We start from the raw sequence: 22,855 nt of genomic DNA, 5'->3' as shown, positions 1-22,855 counted from the left end.
GTGACTCCCAATTCTACCGCAGTGGCCCGCCGGATCGGACCGTCTCCCTGAATTCCATGCCCGTCTATATCGGCGCGGCGATGATCGCGGTGGCGATCCTGCTGTCGACGCTGATCACGGGGCTGACCTCCCGCTATGTCGGCCTGGAGGCACCGACCGACGAGAACATGTGGCTGGTCGACCGTCTCACCGGCAGCGTCTACCGCTGCCAGTCGGAAGGGCGCGGTAGGGCGTCCTGCGAGCCCGATGTCGCCACAGGCAGCATCGGCGGCCGGTCCAGGGCTCCGAAAGAGGGCCACTGAGCCTTCTGCCATCGCACGGCAGCAAGAAAATTGTCTTCTCCACGAAACGTCTGCACGAGAGAATACGTAATTGCGAAGGCCGGCATGACGCCGGTTTCGTTTTGCTCGAGGAGATTTTTCGATGAAGACCTTGCTCACGGCCATAGCCTTTGTCGCGTTTGCTCTTTCGCTGTCCCCCGCCTCCGCCGCGATGATGGCGTGCACCACGGACAACATGATGAAGACCGCCGCCATGATGGGCGGCACCCCCGACACGCCGGCGAAGATGGCGGCGAACAAGGAAATGGCCATGGCCAACGCGGACATGAGCAATGGCAAGATGAAGAGCGCCTGCATGCACTACATGAAGTCGCAAAAGGCGATGTCGATGAAGTAAGGCGCAAGGCGCGCCTTGTTTGGCCGCGCTGTCAGCAGATGGCAGCGTGGCTTTTACTTTAACTGCCGCTTTTCCTTGTCCGCTGCCTTCTTTCTCTTGGCGCGAATCTCGCTACATTGCTTCCCGCAATGTCTCGCGCGCCCAAACCGCTCCCGCTCACCACCACACAGGCCCGGCAGATCTGGCTGCATGCCCAGCGGCTGGACGAGCGCGCGCCGTTCGGCGAGGGGGCGCAGGCGGTGGCGGATGCGGTCACTCATCTCGGCTATGTGCAGATCGACACCATCAACGTCATCGAGCGCAGCCACCATCACATCCTGTTCAGCCGCATTCCCTCCTATCGCCGCGCCGATCTGCGCCAGGCCCAGAGCGTCGACCGAAGCGTGTTCGAATACTGGACGCATGCGCTCTCCTACGTGCCGTCCGCCGACTTTCGCTTCTTCCTGCCGGCGATGCGCGAGCACAAGCGCGAGGGACACAAATGGTACGCCTCGGTGAAGCCGGCCGACACGCGCAAGGTGATGCGGCTGCTGCGCGCGGGCCCGCTGACGATCCGCGACATCGAGGACGACGTGCTCACCGAGAAGGAGCACCTTTGGCAGAGCCGAAAGCCCTCGAAGCGGGCGCTCCAGCTCGCTTTCTATACCGGCGTTGCGACCATCAGCGCGCGCTCGGCATGCTCAAGACCTATGACCTGATGACGCGCCATTTCGGCTGGGACAAGCTGCCGAAGCCGGCCTCCGCGAAGGAGATCACGGCCTATCTGCTCGACCGCGCGCTACGCTCGCAGGGCGTGGTGAGCCTGGATTCGATCTGCCATCTCGACGCGCCGCGCAAGAAGGCGGTCGCCGGGCTGATCGCCTCGCGCGTCCGCCGCGGCGAGCTCGTGCCCGTTGCGATCGATGGCGCCGGCAAGCAGGAGCATTGGGCGACGCCGGCGTCGTTGGAGCCGGGCGAGGGCGTATCGCCCGATCTCGTCCACATCCTCTCGCCGTTCGACCCGCTGATCATCCAGCGCAAGCGCACCAATCTCATCTTCGGCTACAACCATCTGTTCGAAGCCTATGTGCCGAAGGCCAAGCGCAAGCTCGGCTATTTCGCGCTTCCCGTGCTGGTCGGCGACGAGATCGTCGCTGCGCTCGATCTCAAGGCCGACCGGCAGGCCAAGAAGCTGCTGATGCAGAAATGGACCTGGGTCGGGCAGGGCAAGAAGACGGCGGGACGCAAGGAGCTGAAGCGGGGCATCGAGGACGAGCTTGATCGGTTCGAGCGGTTTCAACTGGAGGAGTGAGCGTTATCGTTTCCCCGTCTACGGTCGCTCTTTGAGTTCGTGCGGGTCTCGTGGTTCGCTTCCGGGCACCGACAGCTCGTGCGCATACCGGTCCAGCACTTCATCGGCGGAATAGACCGAGCGCCGCACGAACTCGTCCCGTAGCCCGAGTCGCGCGGAGACTTTCAATCGCGCCGTCGTGGCGGCCGTCATCAGGGGATCGAAGCCCAATTCCCGCAGGCCCGCCGCCACGCCGTCCATCTCCACCGCGCGGCGCTCGGCATGCAGCACGTCGGAGCGGACGCACATATCCAGGAACTTGCTGAACGTGGTGGCATCCATCGACGTGCAGAGCCCGCGCATGGTTTCATCGCGCACGCCGGCAAGCGTTGCGGCGGTCAGAGCTTCGACCAGCAGTGCCTCCATGCCTTTCGTCACCACGCTCCGCAGCATCTTGACGGCCGCTGCCGTTCCGGCTTCCGGGCCGGCCACATCGATGCGGAAGCCGAGTGGTCCGAAGATCTCCGCGAAGCGCTCGGCACCGCTGCCGGAGGTGTAGAGCGTGACCGCGGCGCCATAGAGGTCGACCGACCCCATCAGGTTCGCGTCCGCGAACACGCCGCCGCGCGCCTCCACGGCTTCGGCAACTCTCTTTTTCGTTCGCGGAGTGGCGGCGTTGATGTCCACCACGAGGCAGCCGGGACGGATGATCCTGGAAATGGCTTCACCGGTCTCAGCCGCGACAGCAACGACCACGGCGGAAAAGATCACGTCCGCGTCCGACAGGTCCTCGAGCCGGTCGGTGAGCGTGACGCCGCAACGGCCGGCCAGCGCACGGAAGGCCCCAGAGTAGGGCGGCGCATTGGTCTTGCCCTGGCAGAACGCAACCATTGGCGCACCCGTCTGCGCCGCCAGATGCGATGCAAAGCATCGCGCGGCCTCGCCAAATCCGACAAAGGCGATCTTGGGCTGCGGCATGGGTGAGGTCTCCTCACGCGGCGTTTCGCCGGCGACGGCCATTGTGCCGCGTCCTGCAACGGAGTCAATGAACCGGTTCATCACGACTTCGGTTGCCGGCGGCAATTACTAAGCAGAATGGTCATTTCGAAGGCAGAATCGTCGGCGCCGTCTTGCTCTGACCTGGTGAACCGGTTCATATTGCGGCATGCCATCGCACGCCCACCGACCGCAAACAGTGAAGGTCAAGGATGTCGCCCGGGAAGCCGGTGTTGCGGTCGGCACGGTATCCCGCGTGCTCAACGATCATCCTGCGGTGACCAGGGAGCTGCGCGAGCGTGTCGAAAGGGCGATGGCGCAGCTCGGCTATGAGGTCGATGTCACCGCGCAGAGCATGCGTGCGGGACGGTCGCGGCTCGTCGGCTGCGCGATTCGTGATTTCGACATTCCGCGCTTCGCGCTGTTCATCAAGGAGGCGGAGGCGGTCTTGCGGGAGGCCGGATACACCTTGCTGCTGGCGAGCACGACCAATCGCCCCGAAATCGAGATCGCCTTGCTGCGCGCCTTCCGCCGGCGCCGCGTGGACGGCGTGATGATGACGCTGAGCGACGAGCAGCACCAGGACGTGCGCGAGGCGCTGTCGGAGGCGCAGATGCCGGTCCTGCTCATCGACCGCGATCGCATCGAGGCGCTGGATCGCGTCACGGCCGATCATCGCGAGGGTGCGCGCCTTGCGACGAGCCATCTGCTCGGCCTCGGGCACCGGCGGATCGCGATGCTCGTCGGCGATACCAAGGCCTTTCCGTCGCGAAGCCGTCTGGAGGGATTTGGTGCAGCCTATGCGGCGGCGGGCTTTGCGCCGGATCCGAGACTTGTGCGCGACAACGTGCTCTCGAGCGAAGACGCCTATCGGGCGACGGCGTCGCTCATGGGTCTTGCGCAGCCGCCGACCGCGCTCTTCGTCGCGGCGATGGACATGCTCGGCGGCTGCCTGCGCGCGCTGCGGACGATGGGTCTTGCCGTCGGCGATGGGGTTTCAGTGGTCGCCGGCAGCGATTCCGACCTCGCCGAGCTGCACACGCCGCCGATCACGGCGATCGCGTGGGATCTGGCGGCCATGGGTCGCCACGCCGCGACCATGCTGCTGGAGCGGATGCGCGGCGACGAGATCGAGCGCGGCCGCGGTCTCGCCGTGCCGACAGAGCTGATCATTCGCGGCTCGAGCCGGCCGGTCGCGAGTTGAGCTTGCTCGACCGGACGACGTAGCTGTCTAGCCAGATGCCGACGACGATCCCGACCGCGTAAGCCACCAGATTCCACAGCGAGAAGATGCGGCCGAGCAGCAGCGCGCCCGCGGTGGTGAGCCGGAATCCGTCGAGCCACGGCGTATGCACCAGCCGGGAGAATTCGACGACGACGGCGATCGCCACTGCGATGGCCGCGATCTGCGCCCGTGACAGCTGCGGCAGCAAGACCCCGACCAGCAAGAACACCATGATCGCCCATAGCAGCGAGCCGCCATACTTCACCACGAAGGCGGGCAGGCCAAGCGGGAAGCCGTACCAGCGCAGGGACAGGCCGCAGGCGATCACGACCAGCGCGAGGGCGGCCCGGGTCAGCGATGTCCGTAGCAGCGCAGCAGAATGATTTGGCTGCGCCCCGTGCATTGCTTGCTCCATTGACTCTTTCGCGGCGATGCTCAAAACCGCGAACAGAGCGTTTTCGAGCGAGGTGGATACCGGTTCGCGTCAAGAAAACGCGTCAAAACATGAATCTAAAGCCGTTTCGATTCGAAACGGCTTTAGCCCATAAAAGCAACAACCCCGGGGGGAAGCGATGAGCCAGACCACGACCTATGCCGGTTCCACCGGCACTGCCAAGAGCGAAGTCGAGACCTCGACGATCCGCGCCATCTCCTGGCGCCTGATTCCGTTCCTGGTGCTGGCCTACTTCTTCTCCTATCTCGACCGCGTCAATCTCGGCTTCGCCGCGCTGACCATGAACGCCGAGCTGAAGTTCACGCCGCTGATCTTCTCCTGGGGCGCCGGCATCTTCTTCATCGGCTATTTCATCTTCGAGGTGCCGAGCAATCTGGCGCTGGAGAAGTTCGGCGCCAGCCGCTGGATCGCCCGGATCATGGTGACCTGGGGCATCATCTCGGCGCTGATGGCGATGGTCAGCGGCGTCACCAGCTTCTACGTCCTGCGCTTCCTGCTCGGTGTCGCCGAAGCCGGCTTCTTCCCCGGCATCATCCTCTATCTCACTTATTGGTACCCGGCCGAATACCGCGCCCGCTTCCTCGCGGCCTTCGCGATCGCTGTCCCGATCTCGACCGTGATCGGCGCGCCCATCTCCGGCCTGCTGCTTGGTCTCGACGGCATCATGGGCCTGAAGGGCTGGCAGTGGCTGTTCATTCTCGAAGGCATTCCCTCCGTGCTGCTGGGCATCGTCACCTGGTTCTATCTCACCGACAGGCCGGAGAAGGCGGATTGGCTCTCGGCCGAGCAGAAGGCCTGGCTCAAGGCGAAGCTCGATGCCGAGATCGCGGCCAAGCAGGCCGTGAAGCATCTGACGCTCGGCGAAGCGCTGTCCTCGCCCAAGGTGATCACGCTGAGCCTGATCTATTTCGGCTTCGTCGGCGCGCTCTACGGCATGCAGTTCTGGCTGCCGCAGATCGTCAAGGCGTTCGGTCTCACCAATGCGCAGACCGGCTTCGTGACCGCGATTCCCTATGTGTTCGGCACGATCGCGATGATCCTGTGGGCGCGGCACTCGGATGCCACGCGCGAGCGCGTGATGCATGTCGGCGCACCCATGATCCTGATCGCCATTGCGCTCGGCGTCTCCTCCTATCTCACCGATCCCACCATGACGATGGTGGCGCTGACCTTCGCCGCCATCGGCGTGTTCTGCGTCTTCGGCGTGTTCTGGACCCTGCCGACCGCCTGGCTCTCCGGTACGGCGGCGGCTGGTGCCATCGCGCTGATCAACTCGATCGGCAACCTCGCCGGCTTTGGCGGACCGTATCTGATCGGCTGGGTCAAGGAAGCCACGGGGCAGACCTCGACCGGTCTCCTGGTGCTTGCCGTGCTCCCGCTGATCGCCGGCATTCTGGTCTTCGTCGGCGGCCACGAGAGCAAGCACGAGTTCGCCGGGCAGGGGCGGTAACGCCGAGTGAACGGTCCCGCAGCTTCGTAGGGTGGGCAAAGACGCAGAGCGCCGTGCCCACGATCTTTCCCTGATACGCCGATCTGGTGGGCACGCTTCGCTTTGCCCACCCTACGATCGCACCTTCCTGGCAACCATCCCGCCAATCCTTACCAGCCCTTAACGATCACGCTTTCCTGATGACTGACGATTATTGACTTTTATCAGTGATTAGTCGACATTCCTCTCATTCAAGATTGAGGAGTGTCCTCCGATGTTCGTCCGGTCGGTTTTGTCGAGCTATTCCAGGCTTTTGGCGGGTGTGTCGCTGGCCCTGATGGCCGCTGCACTGGCCGGCTGCAATGACACCGTCGCCGAGAAGGCCGAGCCGTCGCGCCCGGTTCTGGTCGCGACCGCCCATTATGACGCCGAGACCCCAGAGCGGAGCTTTGTCGGCACCGTCCGTCCCCGGATCGAGAGCGACCTGGGTTTCCGCGTCGCTGGTAAAGTTGCAAAACGCCTGGTCGAGGTCGGCCAGACCGTCGAGATCGGCCAGCCGCTCGCCACCCTCGACGAGGTCGATCTGAAGCTCCAGGCCGAGCAGGCTGTCGCCGAGCAGACCGCTGCGACCGGCGTGCTGGCCCAGGCCGCCGCCGCCGAGCAGCGCGCCAAGGATCTGAAGGCCAAGGGCTGGACCACGGACGCACAGCTCGATTCGAGCCGTGCATCCGCCGACGAGGCCCGCGCGCGCCTCGACCGCGCCGTCCGCTCGGTCGAGCTGACCAAGAATTCCCTTTCCTACGCGACGCTCAACGCCGACGCCCGTGGCGTCGTCACCGCAACGCTGATCGAGCCCGGCCAGGTGGTTGCCGCAGGCCAGGCCTCGATCCGTGTCGCCCGCTTTGCCGAGAAGGAAGCGGTCGTCGCGATCCCTGAGACGCTGGTCGGACGTGCCAAATCGGGCGCCGCCAGCGTCACTCTTTGGTCCGAGCCGAACAAGAAATACACGGCGAAGCTGCGCGAGATCGCGCCGGCGGCTGATCCCGCCACGCGCACCTATCTCGCAAAGTTCTCGCTGCCCGAGGCCGACGACAGGGTCGCGCTCGGAATGACCGCGACGCTGACGCTGTCGGACGCCGCCACCGAGCGCGTCGCGCGGCTGCCGCTGTCGGCGCTGTTCAACGAAGGCGGCAAGCCCTCGTTCTACGTCGTCGACGACAACGGCGCGGTCACGCTGCAGCCGGTCGTGGTGAAGTCCTATGAGAGCAACGACGTCGTCATCACCGGCGGCGTGCCGGAAGGCGCCAAGATCGTCGCGCTCGGTGTGCAGAAGCTCGATCCGAGCCAGAAGGTGCGGGTCGTCTCGTCACTTTCTTTCTAAGCGAGTTACGTCGTGTGAGGTGAGTTTCGGCCTGTGTCCCTAAGCAAAGGCTGAAGCGGCGAAGCGATCCAGAACCTGCCCAGCCCCCTGGATTGCTTCGCTGCCTCGCGACGACGGTTTGAACAGAGCGGCTGTCGTTTTTGCAACTGGATCGTCTTTCGGAGAGAGCGATGAAGCGCTTCAACCTTTCGGCCTGGGCCGTCAGCCATCCGACGCTGGTTCTCTTCCTGATGCTCGTGCTCGGCGTCGCCGGCTATTTCTCCTATCAGAAGCTCGGCCGCGCTGAGGACCCGTTCTTCACGGTGAAGGTGGTCAACGTCTCCGTGATCTGGCCGGGCGCGACCGCGCAGGAGATGCAGACCCAGGTCGCGGACCCCATCGAGAAGAAGATCCAGGAGCTGCCCTACTTCGAGAAGGTGCAAACCTACTCCAAGCCCGCCTTCACCGCACTCCAGGTCACCTTCCGCGACAACACGCCGCCGAAGGACGTGCCCTATCTCTTCTATCTCCTGCGCAAGAAGCTGGTCGACGTGCAGGGCCAGCTGCCGTCCGGTATTCTCGGACCCGTCGTCAACGACGAGTTCTCCGACGTCGATTCCATCCTCTACATGATGACCGGCGACGGCGCCGACTATGCCCAGCTCAAGAAGGTCTCCGAAGGTTTCCGCCAGCGCCTGCTGAAGGTGCCTGGCGTCACCAAGGTCGACGTCTACGGCAACCAGGACGAGCGCATCTTCGTCGAGTTCAGCCATGCCAAGCTCGCCACCCTCGGCATCACGCCGCAGGCGCTGTTCGATTCGCTCGCCAAGCAGAACAACGTGACGCCGGCCGGCACGGTCGAGACCTCCTCGCAGCGCGTGCCGCTGCGCGTCACCGGCGCGCTCGACGGCGCGAAGGCTGTCGCGGAGACCCCGGTCGAGAGCAACGGCCGCGTGTTCCGCCTCGGCGACATTGCCACCGTCACCCATGGCTATGTCGATCCGCCGAGCTTCGTGGTGCGCCAGGAAGGCAAGGCCGCGATCGGCATCGGTGTCGTCACCGCCAAGGGCGCCAACATCCTCGAGCTCGGCAAGGAAGTTGAGAAGGCGACCGCCGAGTTCATGAAGGCCGTGCCGCAGGGCGTCGACGTCAAGCTGATCGCCGACCAGCCCAAGGTGGTCGAGCACGCCGTCGGCGAGTTCGTGCACTCCTTCATGGAAGCGCTCGTCATCGTGCTGTTCGTCTCGTTCCTGGCGCTCGGCTGGCGCACCGGCATCGTGGTCGCGCTGTCGGTGCCGCTGGTGCTTGGCATTGTCTTCATTGTCATGAACACGATGTCGCTCGATCTGCATCGCATCACGCTCGGCGCGCTGATCATCGCGCTCGGCCTGCTCGTCGATGACGCCATCATCGCGGTCGAGATGATGGTGGTGAAGATGGAGCAGGGCTGGGACCGCATGCGCGCGGCGTCCTTTGCCTGGGAATCCACTGCGTTTCCGATGCTCACGGGAACGCTGGTCACGGCCGCTGGCTTCCTCCCCATCGGCTTTGCCAATTCGGCGGTCGGCGAATATGCCGGCAGCATCTTCTGGATCGTGGCGATCGCGCTGGTCGCCTCCTGGTTCGTGGCGGTGATCTTCACGCCCTATATCGGCGTCAAGCTGCTGCCGGAGATGAAGGCCCATCACAACCACGATCCGCACGCGGTCTACGAGACCCGCATGTATCGCGGCTTGCGCGCCATCGTGCAGTGGTGCGTCAATCACCGCATCACCGTGGTCGTCGCGACCGTCGGCGTCTTCGTCGCCTCGATCGTCGGTTTCGGTCATGTCCAGCAGCAGTTCTTCCCGCTGTCGGAGCGGCCCGAGCTGTTCCTGCAGCTGCGGCTGCCTGAGGGTACCGCCTTCAACGTCACCGAGAAGGCCGTGAAGCAGGCCGAGACGCTGCTGAAGGACGACAAGGACATCGAGACCTACACGGCCTATGTCGGCCAGGGCTCGCCGCGCTTCTGGCTCGGCCTCAACCCGCAGCTGCCGAACGAGGCCTTCGCCGAGATCGTGATCGTCGCCAAGGGCGTCGAGGCGCGCGAGCGCGTCAAGGCCAAGATCGAGGGCGCGGTCGCCGACGGCATGCTGACCGAGGCACGCGTGCGCGTCGACCGCTTCAATTTCGGTCCGCCGGTCGGCTTCCCCGTGCAGTTCCGCGTGATCGGCCCCGACGCCAACAAGGTGCGCGAGATCGCCTACCAGGTCCGCGACGTCATGCGGCAGAACAAGAGCGTCAAGGACGTCCAGCTCGACTGGAACGAGCAGTCGCCTTACCTCAAGCTCGTCGTCGACCAGGATCGCGCCCGCGCCATGGGCCTGACCCCGCAGGAGGTCTCGCAGCGCTCGCGATGCTGATCTCGGGCTCGCAGGTCACGACCGTGCGCGACGGCATCGAGAAGGTCGGCGTGGTCGCCCGTGCGATCCCGTCCGAGCGGCTCGACCTCGGCGGTGTCGGCGATCTCACCATTACCTCGCGCAACGGCGTTGCCGTGCCGCTGCAGCAGATCGCCAAGATCGAGTACTCCCATGAGGAGCCGATCATGTGGCGGCGTAACCGCGACATGGCGATCACCGTGCGCTCCGACGTCGTCGACGGCGTGCAGGCGCCCGACATCACCAACCAGATCACGCCGAAGCTGAAGGCGATCAAGGATCACCTCGAGCCGGCCTACCGCATCGAAGCGGGCGGCGCGTTCGAGGAATCCGCCAAGGGCAATGCCTCGATCTTCATCCTCTTCCCGGTGATGGTCATGGTGATGCTGACGCTGCTGATGATCCAGCTGCAGAGCTTCTCGCGCCTGATCCTGGTGTTCCTGACCGCGCCGCTCGGCATCGTCGGCGCCTCCCTCGGCCTCAACGTCGCCAACGCTCCGTTCGGCTTCGTGGCGCTGCTCGGCCTGATCGCGCTCGCCGGCATGATCATGCGCAACGCCGTCATCCTGGTGGACCAGATCGAGACCGACGTCAGCCACGGCCTGACCCGGCGCGAGGCGATCGTGGAGGCGACCGTCCGTCGTGCCCGTCCGGTGGTGCTGACGGCGCTGGCCGCCATCCTCGCCATGATCCCGCTGTCGCGCTCGGCGTTCTGGGGCCCGATGGCGATCACGATCATGGGAGGCCTGTTCGTCGCGACCTTCCTGACGCTTCTGTACCTGCCGGGCCTCTACGCCCTGTGGTTCAGGAAGAGCCTGGACGAGGCCGGTTCGGCCGAACCGCCTACCGCGTCGCAGCATGGGAGCGATGACCATCCCGCTATTCCGCTTGCTGAAGCGGCTGAATAAGTGAGATGAAGTACTGACGAACGAGTCCTGACAAAATGACACTGGTTGCGGAACATATCGAAGGCGACACCCGGGATCGTATCCTCGAGGTGGCCGAGCGGCTGTTCCGCCAGATCGGCTATCAGAAGACCACGGTCGGCGACATCGCCAAGGAGCTCAGGATGAGCCCCGCCAACGTCTATCGCTTCTTCGAATCGAAGAAGGCGATCCACCAGGCGGTGGCGCGGGGCCTGATGGGCGAGGTCGAGCTGGAGGCGCAGCGGATCGTGACCCGTCCCGGTCCGGTGCTGCCGCGCTTCCGCGAGCTGCTCACCACCATCCACCGCATGAACACCGAGCGCTATGTCGGCGATAGCAAGCTGCACGAGATGGTCGCGATCGCGATGGAGGAGGACTGGGACGTCTGCGTCGCCCATATGGAGTGCATTGCCGGCGTCATCGGCCAGATGATCGCCCAAGGCGCCGCCACCGGCGAGTTCGAGGCGCCGGACCTGCCACTGGCGTCGCTGTGCGCCTGCACCGCGATGATGCGCTTCTTCCACCCCCAGATGATCGCCCAGTGCGCCACCAAACCGGGCCCGACCATCGACCAGATGATCGATTTCGTCATCGCGGGTCTGTCCCCGCGCCACTGACCAATGTTTTGAGTTGACCGTCATTCCGGGGCGATGCGAAGCATCGAACCCGGAATCTCGAGATTCCGGGTTCGGTCCTGCGGACCGCCCCGGAATGACGGAAAACGGAGAAACAGCGGCGTGACCGATAAAGACCTTTACTTCTACGAGCCCTCCAAGGGCCACGGCCTCAAGCACGATCCCTTCAATGCCATCATCGCGCCGCGGCCGATCGGCTGGATCTCCTCGCGCGACACCAAGGGCCACGTCAACCTCGCGCCCTACAGCTTCTTCAACGCCTTCTGTTACGTGCCGCCGATCATCGGCTTCTCCTCCACCAACTGGAAGGACTCGGTCGAGAACATCCAGCAGACCGGCGAGTTCGTCTGGAATCTCGCCACGATGGATCTCGCCAAGCACATGAATGCAACCGCCGCGCATGTCGCCCCCGAGGTCGACGAGTTCGAGATCGCGGGGCTGACCGCCGTGCCCGGCAAGCTCGTCAACGTGCCGCGCGTCGGCGAGAGCCCGGTCGCCTTCGAGTGCAAGGTGTCCGACATCGTCCGCCTCAAGGGCGCCGACGGCAAGGAGGCCGACGCCTGGCTGACGCTGGGTGAGGTCGTCGCCGTCCACATCGACAAGGCCATGATCAAGGACGGCGTCTACCAGACCGCCGCCGCCCGCCCCATCGTCCGCGCCGGCCGCCGTGGCGATTATTTCGAAATCAAGCCGGAAAACATGTTCGAGATGATCCGGCCGGATTAGGCCGGCCGGACTTTCTCCACCGTCATTCCGGGGCGCGCCGCGAGGCGCGAGCCCGGAATCCATACTCCCGATCGTGGTTATGGATTCAGGGCTCACGCTTCGCGTGCCCCGGAATGACGCGGGGAGACATCTAGCCCCATTCCCCCTCCCGGAACTGCCTCCACGCCCCGGCCGTTATGGTCCCCGGGGCGGCCGCCCGGCCGCGTCAATTCGCGTCTTTTTGCAGGCGAAGTGTTCACGCACCCCGGCCACTTTCCGCTAAAATGCCTGATAACCGCGCCGATCCATGAGGTCCGCCATGAGCTTCCGCCGCGACAACATCACAAAGCCGATCTTCTCCTGGGCGCGCGGCGTGCTGCCGGCGATGTCCGACACCGAGCGCGAGGCGCTGGAGGCCGGTGACGTCTGGTGGGACGCCGACCTCTTCACCGGCAATCCCGACTGGACCAAGCTCCTGAAGGTGCCGCCGGCGCGGCTCACCGACGAGGAGCAGGCCTTTCTCAACGGGCCTGTAGACGAGCTCTGCGCCATGCTCGACGAGTGGAAGATCTTCTGGGAATGGCGCGACCTGCCGCCGGATGTCTGGCACTTCGTCAAGCGCGAGAAATTCTTCGGCATGATCATTCCGAAGGAGTTTGGCGGCCTCGGCTTTTCGCCCTACGCGCATTCGGAAGTGGTGCGCAAGATCTCGACCCGTTCGATCGCAGCGGCGGTCACCGTGATGGTGCCGAACTCGCTCGGCCCCGGCGAACTCCTGATGCGCTTCGGCACCAAGGAGCAGCAGGAGCGCTGGCTGCCGCGGCTTGCCGACGGTCGCGACATTCCCTGCTTCGGCCTCACCAGCCCTGAGGCCGGCTCAGATGCCGCCTCGATGATCGACACCGGCATCATCTGCAAGGGCAACTTTGAAGGCCGCGAGGTCACAGGCCTCCGCCTCAACTGGCACAAGCGCTACATCACGCTCGGCCCCGTGGCGACACTCCTTGGCCTCGCCTTCAAGGCCTACGATCCCGACCATCTAGTGGGCCAGCAGGAAGAGCTCGGCATCACCGTCGCGCTCATCCCGACCAACCTGCCCGGTGTCGAGATCGGCCATCGCCATCTGCCGTCGATGCAGGTGTTCCAGAACGGCCCGAACCGGGGCCGCGACGTCTTCATCCCGCTCGATTACGTCATCGGCGGCAAGGAGCGCCTCGGGCAGGGCTGGAAGATGCTGATGACGGCGCTCGCCGCCGGCCGCGGCATCTCGCTGCCGTCGCTCTCCGCTGCGGGCGCCGCCTATGCCGCGCGCACCACCGGTGCCTATGCCCGCATCCGCGAGCAGTTCGGCATCTCCATCTCCAAATTCGAGGGCGTCGAGGAGCCGCTCGCGCGCATCGTTGCGACCGCCTACCAGCTCGATGCAGCACGGCGGCTGACCTGCGCAGCGCTCAACGCCGGCGTTCATCCCGCCGTGATCTCCGGCATCATGAAACTGCATGCGACCGAGCGGATGCGGACCGCGGTCGACGATGCCATGGATATCCATGGCGGCAAGGCGGTGATCGACGGCCCGCAAAACTATATCGGCAATCTGCATCGCGCCGTGCCGGTCGGCATCACCGTCGAGGGCGCCAATATCCTCACCCGCAATCTCATCGTGTTCGGGCAGGGCGCGATCCGCGCGCATCCCTATCTGCTCGACGAGATGAACGCGCTGGCCGACACCGATCGCGAGCGCGGGCTCACCGCCTTCGACACTGCGTTCTGGAAACACGTCGGCCATAGCTTCCGGACACTGTTCCGTGCCTTCGGCCAGAGCTGGACCTTCGGCGCCTTCGCGATGGCACCGGATGCGGGCGATGCCACGCCGTTCTATCGCCAGCTCTCGCGCTACTCCGCGGCGTTCGCGCTCTGCGCCGACATGGCGTTACTGACGCTCGGCGGCGCGCTCAAGCGCAAGGAGATGCTGTCGGCGCGCTTCGGCGACATTCTCTCCGAGCTGTACCTGCTCTCGGCCGCGCTCAAGCGATGGCAGGACGAGGGCCGGCAGAAGGAGGATTTTGCCGCGCTGGAATGGTGCATGGCGACCGGCTTCAAGACGATCGAGAACCGGCTGGCCGAAATCCTCGCCAACCTGCCCAACCGCTTCGTTGCCGGCTTCCTCAAGCTCGTGGTCCAGCCATTCGGCGCCCGCGTGCTCGGTCCGTCCGACCGTGTCGTGCATCAATGCGCTGGCATCGTGCTGGAGCCGTCGGCCGCGCGCGAGCGCCTCACGCCGGATCTCGCCCATGTCGACGACGACAGCGGCTTTGCCCGGCTGGAGCGCGCGTTCAAATTGGTCGCGAGCACCGATGCGATCGCCAAGCGCATGCGCGCTGCGCATATCCGCGACTGGAAAGACGCCATCGCCAAAGGCGTGATCACGCAGGCCGAAGGCGAGCAGCTCGCGGCCGCTCACGAAGCCGTCACAAAAGTCATCGAGGTCGACGATTTTGCGCCGGAGGCGCTATCGCCGATTTACAAGAAATCCGGCGACGTGCATCAGTTCTTCCAGGAACTCGGTGAACAGAGGGCGGCGAGCTGATGGCACGACCGGTTTTCATCGTCGACGGCAGCCGGACGCCGTTTCTGAAAGCACGTTCCGGGCCGGGGCCGTTCACGCCGGTCGATCTTGCCGTGCAATGCGGCCGGCCGCTGCTGGCGCGCCAGCCGTTTTCGCCTGACGATTTCGACCAGGTCATCCTCGGCTGCGTCAACGTGATCGCCGACGAGATGAACCCAGCCCGTGTCGCCGCGCTCCGGCTCGGCATGGGCGAGGACATGGTCGCCTTCACGGTGCAGATCAATTGCGGCTCTGGCATGCAGTCGATCGACACCGCCTATCGCTACATCCGCGAGGGCCATGCCGACATGATTTTGGCGGGAGGCACCGAGGCGCTGAGCCACGCGCCGCTGGTCTGGCCCAATTCCGGTGTGCGCTGGTTCGCCGGCCTTGCCACCGCCAAGGGCATGGCCGCCAAGCTCGCTGCCGCGTTCAGGCTGCGGCCGCGCTATCTCAAGCCGATCATCGGCCTCGAGCGCGGGCTGACTGATCCAGTCACCGACCTCAACATGGGCCAGACCGCCGAAGTCGTCGGCCATCTCTTCGGCATCACCCGCGCCCAGTCGGACGCCTATGCGGCCGAGAGCCACCGCCGGCTCGCCCACGCGCAGGCCAAAGGATATCTGAAGGGCGAGGTCGAGACCGCGTTCTCCCGCGACGGCAAATTCTTCGATCATGACGACGGCGTGCGCCCGGACTCGACGGCCGAGACGCTCTCAAAGCTGAGGCCGGTGTTCGAGCGTCCGTGGGGCCAGGTCACGGCCGGCAATTCCTCGCAGATCACCGACGGCGCGTCCTGGGTGATCCTTGCTTCCGATGCGGCGGTGGCAAAACACGGACTGACGCCGAAGGCTGCGATCGTCGACAGCCACTGGGCCGCGCTCGATCCCAGCATCATGGGGCTCGGACCCGTGATGTCGGCAACGCCGCTGCTTCAGCGCAACGACCTCACCATCAAGGACGTCGAGACCTGGGAGTTGAACGAGGCCTTTGCCACGCAGGTGCTCGGCTGCCTCGCCGCCTGGAACGACGACAAGTTCTGCCGCGAGATCCTCGGCCTCGACGGCGCGGCCGGCGAGATCGACCGCGAAAGGCTCAATGTCGACGGCGGCGCGATCTCGCTCGGTCATCCCGTCGGCACCTCCGGCAATCGCATCGTGCTGCATCTCGTCAATGCAATGAAGCGGCTCGGCACGCGGCGTGGGGTCGCCACCGAATGCATCGGCGGCGGGCTCGGCGGCGCCATGCTGATCGAGGCGGTGTGACCATGGATTCAAAGATCATGACCGCGCTCGGCGACCGCGTGCTGGAGCTCGGACCGCAGCCCGCTTCGGACGGCCGGTACAAGCACTTCAAGCTGACCCGCGATGCCGACGGCGTTGCCTGGCTGCTGTTCGACCGCGCTGACGCAAGCGCTAACACGCTCTCGTCCGACGTGATGGAGGAGTTCGACGCCGTGCTCGCGGCAATCGAGACCGAGCGTCCGGCCGGTCTCGTGATCCGCTCGGCAAAATCGTCCGGCTTCATTGCCGGCGCCGACGTCAACGAATTCCGCGGCGCCAGCGATGCCGAGATGGTGGAGACACGCATCCGCGCCGCGCATGCGGTGGTGGATCATCTGGATGCGCTCAAGCTGCCGACGGTCGCGGTCATCCACGGCTTCTGCCTCGGCGGCGGGCTCGAGGTTGCGCTCGCCTGTCAGTCGCGCATCGCCATCGACGGCGCGCGCTTCGGCTTCCCGGAGGTGATGCTGGGCCTGCATCCCGGCCTCGGCGGCACCGCGCGTTTCACGGCGCTGGTCAACCCGACGCAGTCGATGGCCTTGATGCTTACGGGGCGCACCATCGATGCGCGCCGCGCCAAGTCGCTCGGCCTCGTCGACACCGTGACGCAGGAGCGCCACGTCCGGGGCGCCGTGAAGGACGCGCTGTTCGGCCGCCTGAAGCGGGCGCGTCCGGGTCTCCTCACACGCGCGGCCAATTTCGGGCCCGTGCGTGGGTTGCTGGCCAAGCGCATGCGCTCGGAGGCAGCGAAGGCTGCATCGCGCGAGCACTATCCGGCGCCTTACGCGCTGATCGATCTGTGGGAGACGCATGGCGGCAGCAAGGCCGCGATGCTGAAGGCCGAGCAGGCCTCCTTCGCCAAATTGATGGTGACGCCGACCGCGCAAAATTTGATCCGCGTCTTCTTCCTGCGCGAGCAAATGAAGAAGGCCGCCGGCACCGGCAACACCATCAAGCACGTCCACGTCATCGGCGCCGGCGCCATGGGCGGCGACATCGCGGCCTGGTGTGCGGGACAGGGACTGCGCGTCTCGCTCGCCGACATGAAGGCCGAGCCGATCGCCGGCGCGGTGAAGCGCGCCGCCGAGCTCTACGGCAAGATCATCCGCAGACCGACCGAGGTGCGCGACGCACTCGATCGACTGATCCCCGACATGGACGGCGAGGGCGTGCGTAACGCCGATCTCATCATCGAGGCGGTGCCGGAAAAGCTCGAGCTGAAGCAGAAGGTCTATGCCGGCCTCGAGCCGCGGATGAAACCGGGCGCGATCCTTGCGACCAACACCTCCAGCATTCCGCTTCAGGATCTGCGCACCACGCTGGCGCGGCCGGAGCGCCTCGTTGGCCTGCATTTCTTCAACCCGGTGTCGCGGCTGCAGCTTGTCGAGGTCGTCAGCCACGACGGCAATGAGTCGCAGGTGCTAAAGGAAGCGCTCGCCTTCGTCGGTGCCATCGATCGGCTGCCGCTGCCCGTGAAGAGCTCGCCCGGCTTCCTCGTCAACCGCGCGCTGACGCCCTACATGCTGGAAGCGATGGTGATGCTGGACGAGAAGATCGACCAGCGCCTGATCGATGCTGCGGCCGAGCAGTTCGGCATGCCGATGGGACCGATCGAGCTCGCCGATCAGGTCGGCCTCGATATCTGCCTCGATGTCGGCGACATGCTGCGCGCCAAGTTCGGCGACCTCTTGCCGCCGACGCCGGCCTGGCTGCGCGAGAAGGTCACCAAGGGTGAGCTCGGCCGCAAGTCCGGCAAGGGTTTTTACACCTGGAAGGACGGCAAGGCCGAGAGGGCGCCGCTGCCTGAGACCGGTCCGCGCGTCACCGACCAGATGATCGACCGTCTGGTGCTGCCGATGTCCAATGTCTGCATTGCGGCCCTTCGCGAAGGCATCGTCGATGACCCTGATGCGGTCGACGGCGCGATGATCTTCGGGACCGGCTATGCGCCGTTCCGCGGCGGTCCGCTGAACTATGCGCGCACGCGCGGCGCGGAAAATATTGTATCCACGCTGCGCGCGCTGGCCGAACGGTTCGGCGGACGCTTCGCGCCCGATCCGGGCTGGGATCATTTCAAGTGAGAGCCACATGACCGAGAAGTCCGATACCGCCCCGCGCGGCGATCTCTGCATCCGCACGCTGGCGATGCCCGCCGACACCAATGCGAACGGCGACATCTTCGGTGGCTGGCTGCTCAGCCAGATGGACGTCGGCGGCGGCGTGTTCGCATCAAAGGTCGCGAAGTCGCGTACGGTGACGGTCGCGATCGAGGCGATGAATTTTCGCAAGGCCGTCTACGTTGGCGATCTCGTCTCGGTCTATGCCAATCTCGTGCGGGTCGGCCGCACGTCGATGACCGTGCATCTCGAAGCCTGGGCGCTGCGCCGCGGCGAGGAGCATCCGTTCCTCGTCACCGACGGCAACTTCACTTATGTCTCGATCGACGAGCACGGCCGTCCGCAGGAGGTGCGCTCCACGGACACGTCGATCGCGACGTAAGCGCGCGCGGCGGATGATCGCGCGGCGTCGCGTCCGCATCCGTCGCGGCTTCGCCAAGAACAAGTCACAAAACGGATGAGGTCTCGGCGTACTCAATTGCGTGTCGATTCGGGGTGGAAAACGGCCTCAGATGCCCAGGAACCTTTGGGCCTGGATGCCGTTATCTGCGCGCACTGAGGACCTCACGGACCATGCCGGACAGCTACATCATCGAAGTTAATTCGCAGACCGCAGGTATCGTCGTTCGTTCCCAAGGAGGCTATTGCTTCTTCGCCTCGTCGCACCGCTTCAACCGTCTCGAAGGCCAGCTCTTTCGCAACGCCCGCGAAGCCGAGCGCGCTGCGCGCAAGCTGGTTAACGGCGATGTGAAGGAGGCGGCGTAAGCGTCGCACCTGTTATTCCGGGGCGCGCTTAGCGCGAACCCGGAATCTATCGTGCTGCAGAAATTGCCGACCAATGGATTCTCAGATGCGCAATTGCGCATTATCGCCCGCGGCTGTCGGCGCGTCCCGGAATGACGGCGTCGATCACAACTTCGTCGCGGAGCGTGACAACAGCTTCCAATCGTCGCCCTGCTTCTGCCAGTTCATCAGGATATGAAGGCTGTTTGCCACTTTCTGTCCGCCGGTCATCATCTCGGCCAGCCAGTGGAAGCGCACAATCGCGGCGGAGCCGACGATCTTGATGGTCGGATCCTTGTACGTAATCGACAGGAACTCCGTCTTGCCGTCAGTGGCGTTGGCGACGAAGGCCGCCCTGTCCTCGAGGAAGCCGTTGGAATGGCTGTAGCTCAGATCATCCGCGCATAGTGCGCTGAGCGCTTTCGGGTCGGCCGCGATCTGGGCGAGACGGAATGCCTCGACGTTTCTTGCCACCGCCTCGTGGTCCGTCGTGGCGGCATGATCGCGATTCAGTGTCATCGTGTCCTCCGTTCTTGATCTTGCGCCCACTGTTGCAGCCGCACTTGATTTTGTCGAGCGTCAGGTCGCAATACGGCGCATTGCGCTAGGTGGCGCGAATTCTGACGCGCAAAGTGTGGTCGGAATTTTATGCAGCCCTCAGTGCTGCTGTCTTCTTCCTTCTCCGCTTGTGGGAGAAGGTGGCGTAGGCCGCCTTCGGCGGCCGTTGCTAAGAGAACGCCGAAGCAAAGCTTCGGCTATGGCGCCGGATGAGGTGTTGGCTCGGCAAACTCACAAGTGAGACATTCGCTCGCGGAGAGAGACCTCTCACCCGTCTCGCCGCCTTGCGGCGAGCCACCCTCTCCCGCAGGGGGAGAGGGTAAGAGCGGGCATCACAACTTCGTTGCGGCCCGCGACAGCAGCTTCCACTCGTCGCCCTGCTTCTGCCAGTTCATCAGGATGTGAAGGTTGGTCGGCACTTTCTTCCCATCGGCCGCCATCTCCTGTTCCGCGACCCAGTGGAAGCGCACGATCGCGGCGGGGCCGATCACCTTGATGGTCGGGTCCTTGTATTCGATCGAAAGGAATTTCGACTTGCCGTCGGTGGCGTTGGCGATGAAGGTCGCCTTGTCCTCGACCTTGCCGCTGGAATGGCTGTAGCTGAGATCGTCCCAGCACAGCGCGCCGAGCGCCTTCGGGTCGGCCGCGATCTGGGCGAGGCGGAAGGCCTCGACCTTCTTCGCCACGGCTTCCTCGTCCGCCGATGCGGCAAGCGCAGGTGATGTGAGCGCGAGCGCCGAGACGGCAAGAGTCGAGAGAGCCAGATCGCGTCGGTTGATCGTCATCGTTTCCTCCTTTTTGATCTTGCACGGAGTGTTGCAGCCGCGCGCGACTTTGTCGAGTGCCGCATTGTCGTCATGTGGATGCGTCATTGCGCGATCGAGGCCGTATTGATACGTCTCGCGCATCGATGCGTCGCGCATTTTGGAAAGTACGGAAATGATCGAGGCCAGACAGGGTACGACGGGCAGGGCATTGCTGTTCGACATCGACGGCACGCTCGCCGACACCGACCCGTTGCATTTGAAGGCCTTCAACCAGGTGCTTGGTCCGCACGGCCATGTCTTTGACCACGCGCGCTTCTCCAGGGAGCTGCAAGGTTTCGCCAATGTCGCGATCCGCGAGCGCTTTCTGCCCCACGAAGCGCCGGAGCGGCGCGCCTTGATCCTCGACGAGAAGGAGGAGGTCTTCCGCACGCTGGTGGCCGGGCAGATCGCGCCGCTGCCGGGCCTGATGGCGCTGCTTGACCGGGCTGATGGCGCCGGCATTCCCATGGTCGCCGTGACCAACGCGCCGCGTCTCAACGCCGAGCTGCTGCTGTCAGGCCTCGGCATCGCGCACCGCTTCAAGGCGCTCGTGATCGGCGCCGAGCTGCCGCACGGCAAGCCGCATCCGCTGCCCTATCAGGAAGGTCTGCGTTTCGTCGGGGCGAGGCCGGAGACCTCGGTCGCATTCGAGGACTCCCGCACCGGCGTGCAATCCGCCACAGCGGCCGGCATTCCGACCATCGGCATCCGCACCAGCCTCAGCCATGCTGACCTGGTTGCATCAGGCGCGGTCGCGTCCGCCAGTGCCTTCGACGATCCGCAGCTGCTCGCGCATCTGGCCAGCGCCATGACTTGGTAAGAAATGGCGTGGTGACGGCCATCCGTTAACCGTGATCGGCGCGCACATTGACCGAAGCCGCGAACCGCCGCACCATGCATCCTCCTGATTTGAGGCCGTTGCCGTGACCGGACTGACCCACCGCCAAGCCGAAATCCTCAACATCGCGCGCGCTTCCGGCCGTGTCATGGTCGAGGAGCTCGCGCGCAGGTTCGAGGTTTCGGCACAGACCATCCGCAAGGATCTCAACGATCTCTGCGAGCGGAGATCGCTGACCCGCATCCATGGCGGCGCCATCATCGCCTCCGGCGTGGAAAACCTCGCCTACGAGGCGCGCCGCTTCGTGGCCGCCGATGAGAAGAAGGCCATTGGCGCCGCGGCCGCGTCGCTGATCCCGAACGGCTGCTCGCTGTTCATCAACATCGGCACCACGACGGAGGAGGTCGCGAGCGCCCTGACCTCGCACGAGGATCTTCTCGTCATCACCAACAACCTCAACGTCGCCATGCTGCTCTACCGCCATCCCCGCATCGAGGTGGTGGTGGCCGGCGGCACGGTGCGCCGCGCCGACGGCGCGGTGGTCGGCTCGACCGCGACGCAGCTGATCGGCCAGTTCAAGGTCGACTATGCCATCATCGGGGCCTCCGCGATCGACGAGGAGGGCGCGCTGCTCGACTTCGACTATCGCGAGGTGCAGGTCGCGCAGGCCATCATCGCCAACGCCCGCAGTGTCATGCTGGTTGCCGATTCCACAAAGCTCCGCCGCAGCGCGCCGGTGCGCATCGCCCATATGACCCAGATACAGACCTTTGTGACGGATCAGGAGCTCCCCGAGCGCCTCGCCACCATCTGCCACAGCAAGGGCATCGAAGTGGTGGAGGCGATGCCGAAGGGGGCGGATATCGACGACACCCAGGCCGATGCGCAGGACGCGGCGCCTGAAGCGGCACCGGTGGTGCGGCTGAGATAGGGTGTTAGGCGTCCCACGGGTTGAGCAGCGACAGGCCGAACGGTGCAAAATCCTTCACATTGCGCGTGACGAGCGTGAGGCTGTTCGCGAGCGCGGTTGCGGCAAAGAAGCCGTCCATGACAGACAATACGACGCCACTTCTGCGGCTCTGCGCCATCAGGTCGCCCCAGCGTTCCGCCACCGCGTGGTCGATCGGCAGGACGCGTTCGGCAAACCGCGCCGGTAGATCATGAGTCAGCCAGGCGGCTAACGCTGTGCGCCGACGGCCGTCCTCCAGCGACGCCACGCCGCGGCGAAGCTCGGCGATCGAGGCAACACTGATGAAAGTGCGATCCTCATCGATCGTATCAAGCCACGCCAGAACTTTCGGCGAAGGCGCAGGCCGCCGAACCTCGGACAGTACGTTGGTGTCGAGCAGCAGGTTCACGGCATTTCGTCGCGTGGCGTGTCGTGCACGCGATCGAGCTCAAGGTCTGCGCCACGCAGCGGCGACGCCAGCAGGAATTCGGCGAGCGTACCTTTGCGAGCGACCTTGCGCGCCCATTCCTCGGCGGAAACGACGACCGCATTGGGTTTGCCGTGGCGGGTGATGACCTGCGGGCCGGTTTGGGCGCGATCGATTACCTCGGACAGCCGTGCCTTGGCATTGGCGAGCGTCCAAGTGTCATCAGTCGGAAGCGTGGCAGGTGCAGGGTTGCTATCGACCATGGAGTGGAAACCAATATGACTATTATGACTATAATTCTGCGTTGATGACCTTTCAAGGGCGCGCTTGCTTCAAATTGCCCCCTCCGAGCTGCTTCATTTCTCGGCTTCTTGCCCATCAAAAAAGTTCC

General features: G+C 64.8%; 20 protein-coding genes and 2 pseudogenes. 16 read left to right on the top strand and 6 right to left on the bottom strand.

What is annotated here, in order from left to right:
- The first annotated feature begins 56 nt into the window (after positions 1 to 56).
- The 3 genes and pseudogenes from FOM02_RS34900 (at position 57) to FOM02_RS34890 (ending at position 1,969) form a co-directional block, all read left to right on the top strand.
- Complete coding sequence (locus tag FOM02_RS34900; protein ID WP_027564288.1) at positions 57 to 302, top strand: hypothetical protein; 246 nt, start codon at positions 57 to 59, stop codon at positions 300 to 302.
- 121 nt (positions 303 to 423) lie between these two features.
- On the top strand, positions 424 to 678 hold the full coding sequence (locus FOM02_RS34895) for a hypothetical protein (protein ID WP_027564289.1): 255 nt from the start codon (positions 424 to 426) through the stop codon (positions 676 to 678).
- A 128-nt stretch (positions 679 to 806) separates the two neighbouring features.
- Positions 807 to 1,969 (top strand): annotated as a pseudogene (locus FOM02_RS34890) (winged helix-turn-helix domain-containing protein).
- Positions 1,970 to 1,987: 18 nt separating this feature from the next.
- Here FOM02_RS34890 and FOM02_RS34885 read toward each other — a convergent pair.
- The gene (locus FOM02_RS34885) at positions 1,988 to 3,007 is read right to left on the bottom strand and encodes an NAD(P)-dependent oxidoreductase (RefSeq protein WP_265440657.1); all 1,020 of its coding nucleotides are present in this window, start codon (positions 3,005 to 3,007) and stop codon (positions 1,988 to 1,990) included.
- Between the two features lie 136 nt (positions 3,008 to 3,143).
- Here FOM02_RS34885 and FOM02_RS34880 point away from each other — a divergent pair, with 136 nt between their 5' ends.
- A complete protein-coding gene (locus FOM02_RS34880; protein WP_028146375.1) occupies positions 3,144 to 4,148 on the top strand; it encodes a LacI family DNA-binding transcriptional regulator in 1,005 nt (334 codons plus the stop codon).
- On the opposite strand, the gene FOM02_RS34875 is transcribed toward FOM02_RS34880, so the two are convergent.
- Positions 4,114 to 4,572 carry a DUF2809 domain-containing protein gene (locus FOM02_RS34875; protein WP_027564293.1) on the bottom strand — a complete coding sequence of 153 codons (459 nt, stop codon included), beginning with the start codon at positions 4,570 to 4,572 and terminating at the stop codon, positions 4,114 to 4,116. The genes FOM02_RS34880 and FOM02_RS34875 overlap by 35 nt on opposite strands.
- A 169-nt stretch (positions 4,573 to 4,741) precedes the next feature.
- Between FOM02_RS34875 and FOM02_RS34870 the strand changes: the two genes are divergently transcribed.
- The 10 genes and pseudogenes from FOM02_RS34870 to FOM02_RS34825 all read left to right on the top strand — a co-directional run bounded on the left by FOM02_RS34870 (position 4,742) and on the right by FOM02_RS34825 (position 18,868).
- Positions 4,742 to 6,073 (top strand): MFS transporter, encoded by a 1,332-nt coding sequence (locus FOM02_RS34870; protein ID WP_027564294.1) that lies wholly within the window; start codon positions 4,742 to 4,744, stop codon positions 6,071 to 6,073.
- 253 nt (positions 6,074 to 6,326) lie between these two features.
- The gene (locus FOM02_RS34865; RefSeq protein WP_027564295.1) at positions 6,327 to 7,433 is read left to right on the top strand and encodes an efflux RND transporter periplasmic adaptor subunit; all 1,107 of its coding nucleotides are present in this window, start codon (positions 6,327 to 6,329) and stop codon (positions 7,431 to 7,433) included.
- 170 nt (positions 7,434 to 7,603) lie between these two features.
- Positions 7,604 to 10,740 (top strand): annotated as a pseudogene (locus FOM02_RS34860) (efflux RND transporter permease subunit).
- Positions 10,741 to 10,775: 35 nt separating this feature from the next.
- Complete coding sequence (locus FOM02_RS34855) at positions 10,776 to 11,375, top strand: TetR/AcrR family transcriptional regulator (RefSeq protein ID WP_027564297.1); 600 nt, start codon at positions 10,776 to 10,778, stop codon at positions 11,373 to 11,375.
- 120 nt (positions 11,376 to 11,495) lie between these two features.
- Positions 11,496 to 12,119, top strand: a complete 624-nt coding sequence (locus FOM02_RS34850) for a flavin reductase family protein (RefSeq protein WP_027564298.1) — start codon at positions 11,496 to 11,498, stop codon at positions 12,117 to 12,119.
- 298 nt (positions 12,120 to 12,417) lie between these two features.
- Positions 12,418 to 14,685: an acyl-CoA dehydrogenase gene (locus tag FOM02_RS34845; protein ID WP_027564299.1), complete on the top strand. Its 2,268-nt coding sequence runs from the start codon at positions 12,418 to 12,420 to the stop codon at positions 14,683 to 14,685.
- Positions 14,685 to 15,968, top strand: a complete 1,284-nt coding sequence (locus FOM02_RS34840; RefSeq protein WP_027564300.1) for an acetyl-CoA C-acetyltransferase — start codon at positions 14,685 to 14,687, stop codon at positions 15,966 to 15,968. Before FOM02_RS34845 ends, FOM02_RS34840 begins: the two co-directional genes overlap by 1 nt.
- A 2-nt stretch (positions 15,969 to 15,970) precedes the next feature.
- On the top strand, positions 15,971 to 18,067 hold the full coding sequence (locus FOM02_RS34835) for a 3-hydroxyacyl-CoA dehydrogenase NAD-binding domain-containing protein (protein WP_027564301.1): 2,097 nt from the start codon (positions 15,971 to 15,973) through the stop codon (positions 18,065 to 18,067).
- 7 nt (positions 18,068 to 18,074) lie between these two features.
- Positions 18,075 to 18,485 carry an acyl-CoA thioesterase gene (locus FOM02_RS34830; protein WP_027564302.1) on the top strand — a complete coding sequence of 137 codons (411 nt, stop codon included), beginning with the start codon at positions 18,075 to 18,077 and terminating at the stop codon, positions 18,483 to 18,485.
- Between the two features lie 191 nt (positions 18,486 to 18,676).
- Positions 18,677 to 18,868: a hypothetical protein gene (locus tag FOM02_RS34825; RefSeq protein ID WP_024341426.1), complete on the top strand. Its 192-nt coding sequence runs from the start codon at positions 18,677 to 18,679 to the stop codon at positions 18,866 to 18,868.
- Positions 18,869 to 19,012: 144 nt separating this feature from the next.
- Here the strand turns inward: FOM02_RS34825 and FOM02_RS34820 are convergent, their stop codons facing one another.
- Positions 19,013 to 19,405 carry a nuclear transport factor 2 family protein gene (locus FOM02_RS34820; RefSeq protein ID WP_027564303.1) on the bottom strand — a complete coding sequence of 131 codons (393 nt, stop codon included), beginning with the start codon at positions 19,403 to 19,405 and terminating at the stop codon, positions 19,013 to 19,015.
- 371 nt (positions 19,406 to 19,776) lie between these two features.
- Positions 19,777 to 20,229 (bottom strand): nuclear transport factor 2 family protein, encoded by a 453-nt coding sequence (locus FOM02_RS34815; RefSeq protein ID WP_027564304.1) that lies wholly within the window; start codon positions 20,227 to 20,229, stop codon positions 19,777 to 19,779.
- Between the two features lie 154 nt (positions 20,230 to 20,383).
- Between FOM02_RS34815 and FOM02_RS34810 the strand changes: the two genes are divergently transcribed.
- Both FOM02_RS34810 and FOM02_RS34805 read left to right on the top strand, forming a co-directional pair.
- Positions 20,384 to 21,070 carry an HAD family hydrolase gene (locus FOM02_RS34810; protein ID WP_027564305.1) on the top strand — a complete coding sequence of 229 codons (687 nt, stop codon included), beginning with the start codon at positions 20,384 to 20,386 and terminating at the stop codon, positions 21,068 to 21,070.
- A gap of 103 nt (positions 21,071 to 21,173) precedes the next feature.
- Positions 21,174 to 22,019 (top strand): DeoR/GlpR family DNA-binding transcription regulator, encoded by an 846-nt coding sequence (locus FOM02_RS34805; RefSeq protein ID WP_027564306.1) that lies wholly within the window; start codon positions 21,174 to 21,176, stop codon positions 22,017 to 22,019.
- Between the two features lie 4 nt (positions 22,020 to 22,023).
- Here the strand turns inward: FOM02_RS34805 and FOM02_RS34800 are convergent, their stop codons facing one another.
- Both FOM02_RS34800 and FOM02_RS34795 read right to left on the bottom strand, forming a co-directional pair.
- Complete coding sequence (locus tag FOM02_RS34800) at positions 22,024 to 22,446, bottom strand: type II toxin-antitoxin system VapC family toxin (RefSeq protein WP_027564307.1); 423 nt, start codon at positions 22,444 to 22,446, stop codon at positions 22,024 to 22,026.
- Positions 22,443 to 22,727 (bottom strand): type II toxin-antitoxin system Phd/YefM family antitoxin, encoded by a 285-nt coding sequence (locus FOM02_RS34795; protein ID WP_027564308.1) that lies wholly within the window; start codon positions 22,725 to 22,727, stop codon positions 22,443 to 22,445. Before FOM02_RS34795 ends, FOM02_RS34800 begins: the two co-directional genes overlap by 4 nt.
- Between the last annotated feature and the right edge of the window lie 128 nt (positions 22,728 to 22,855).

The sequence above is a fragment of the Bradyrhizobium sp. SEMIA genome, from assembly GCF_014844175.1.
In the GTDB taxonomy this organism is placed as follows: Bacteria; Pseudomonadota; Alphaproteobacteria; order Rhizobiales; family Xanthobacteraceae; genus Bradyrhizobium; species Bradyrhizobium arachidis.
This window is presented reverse-complemented; position numbering and strand designations above follow the sequence as displayed.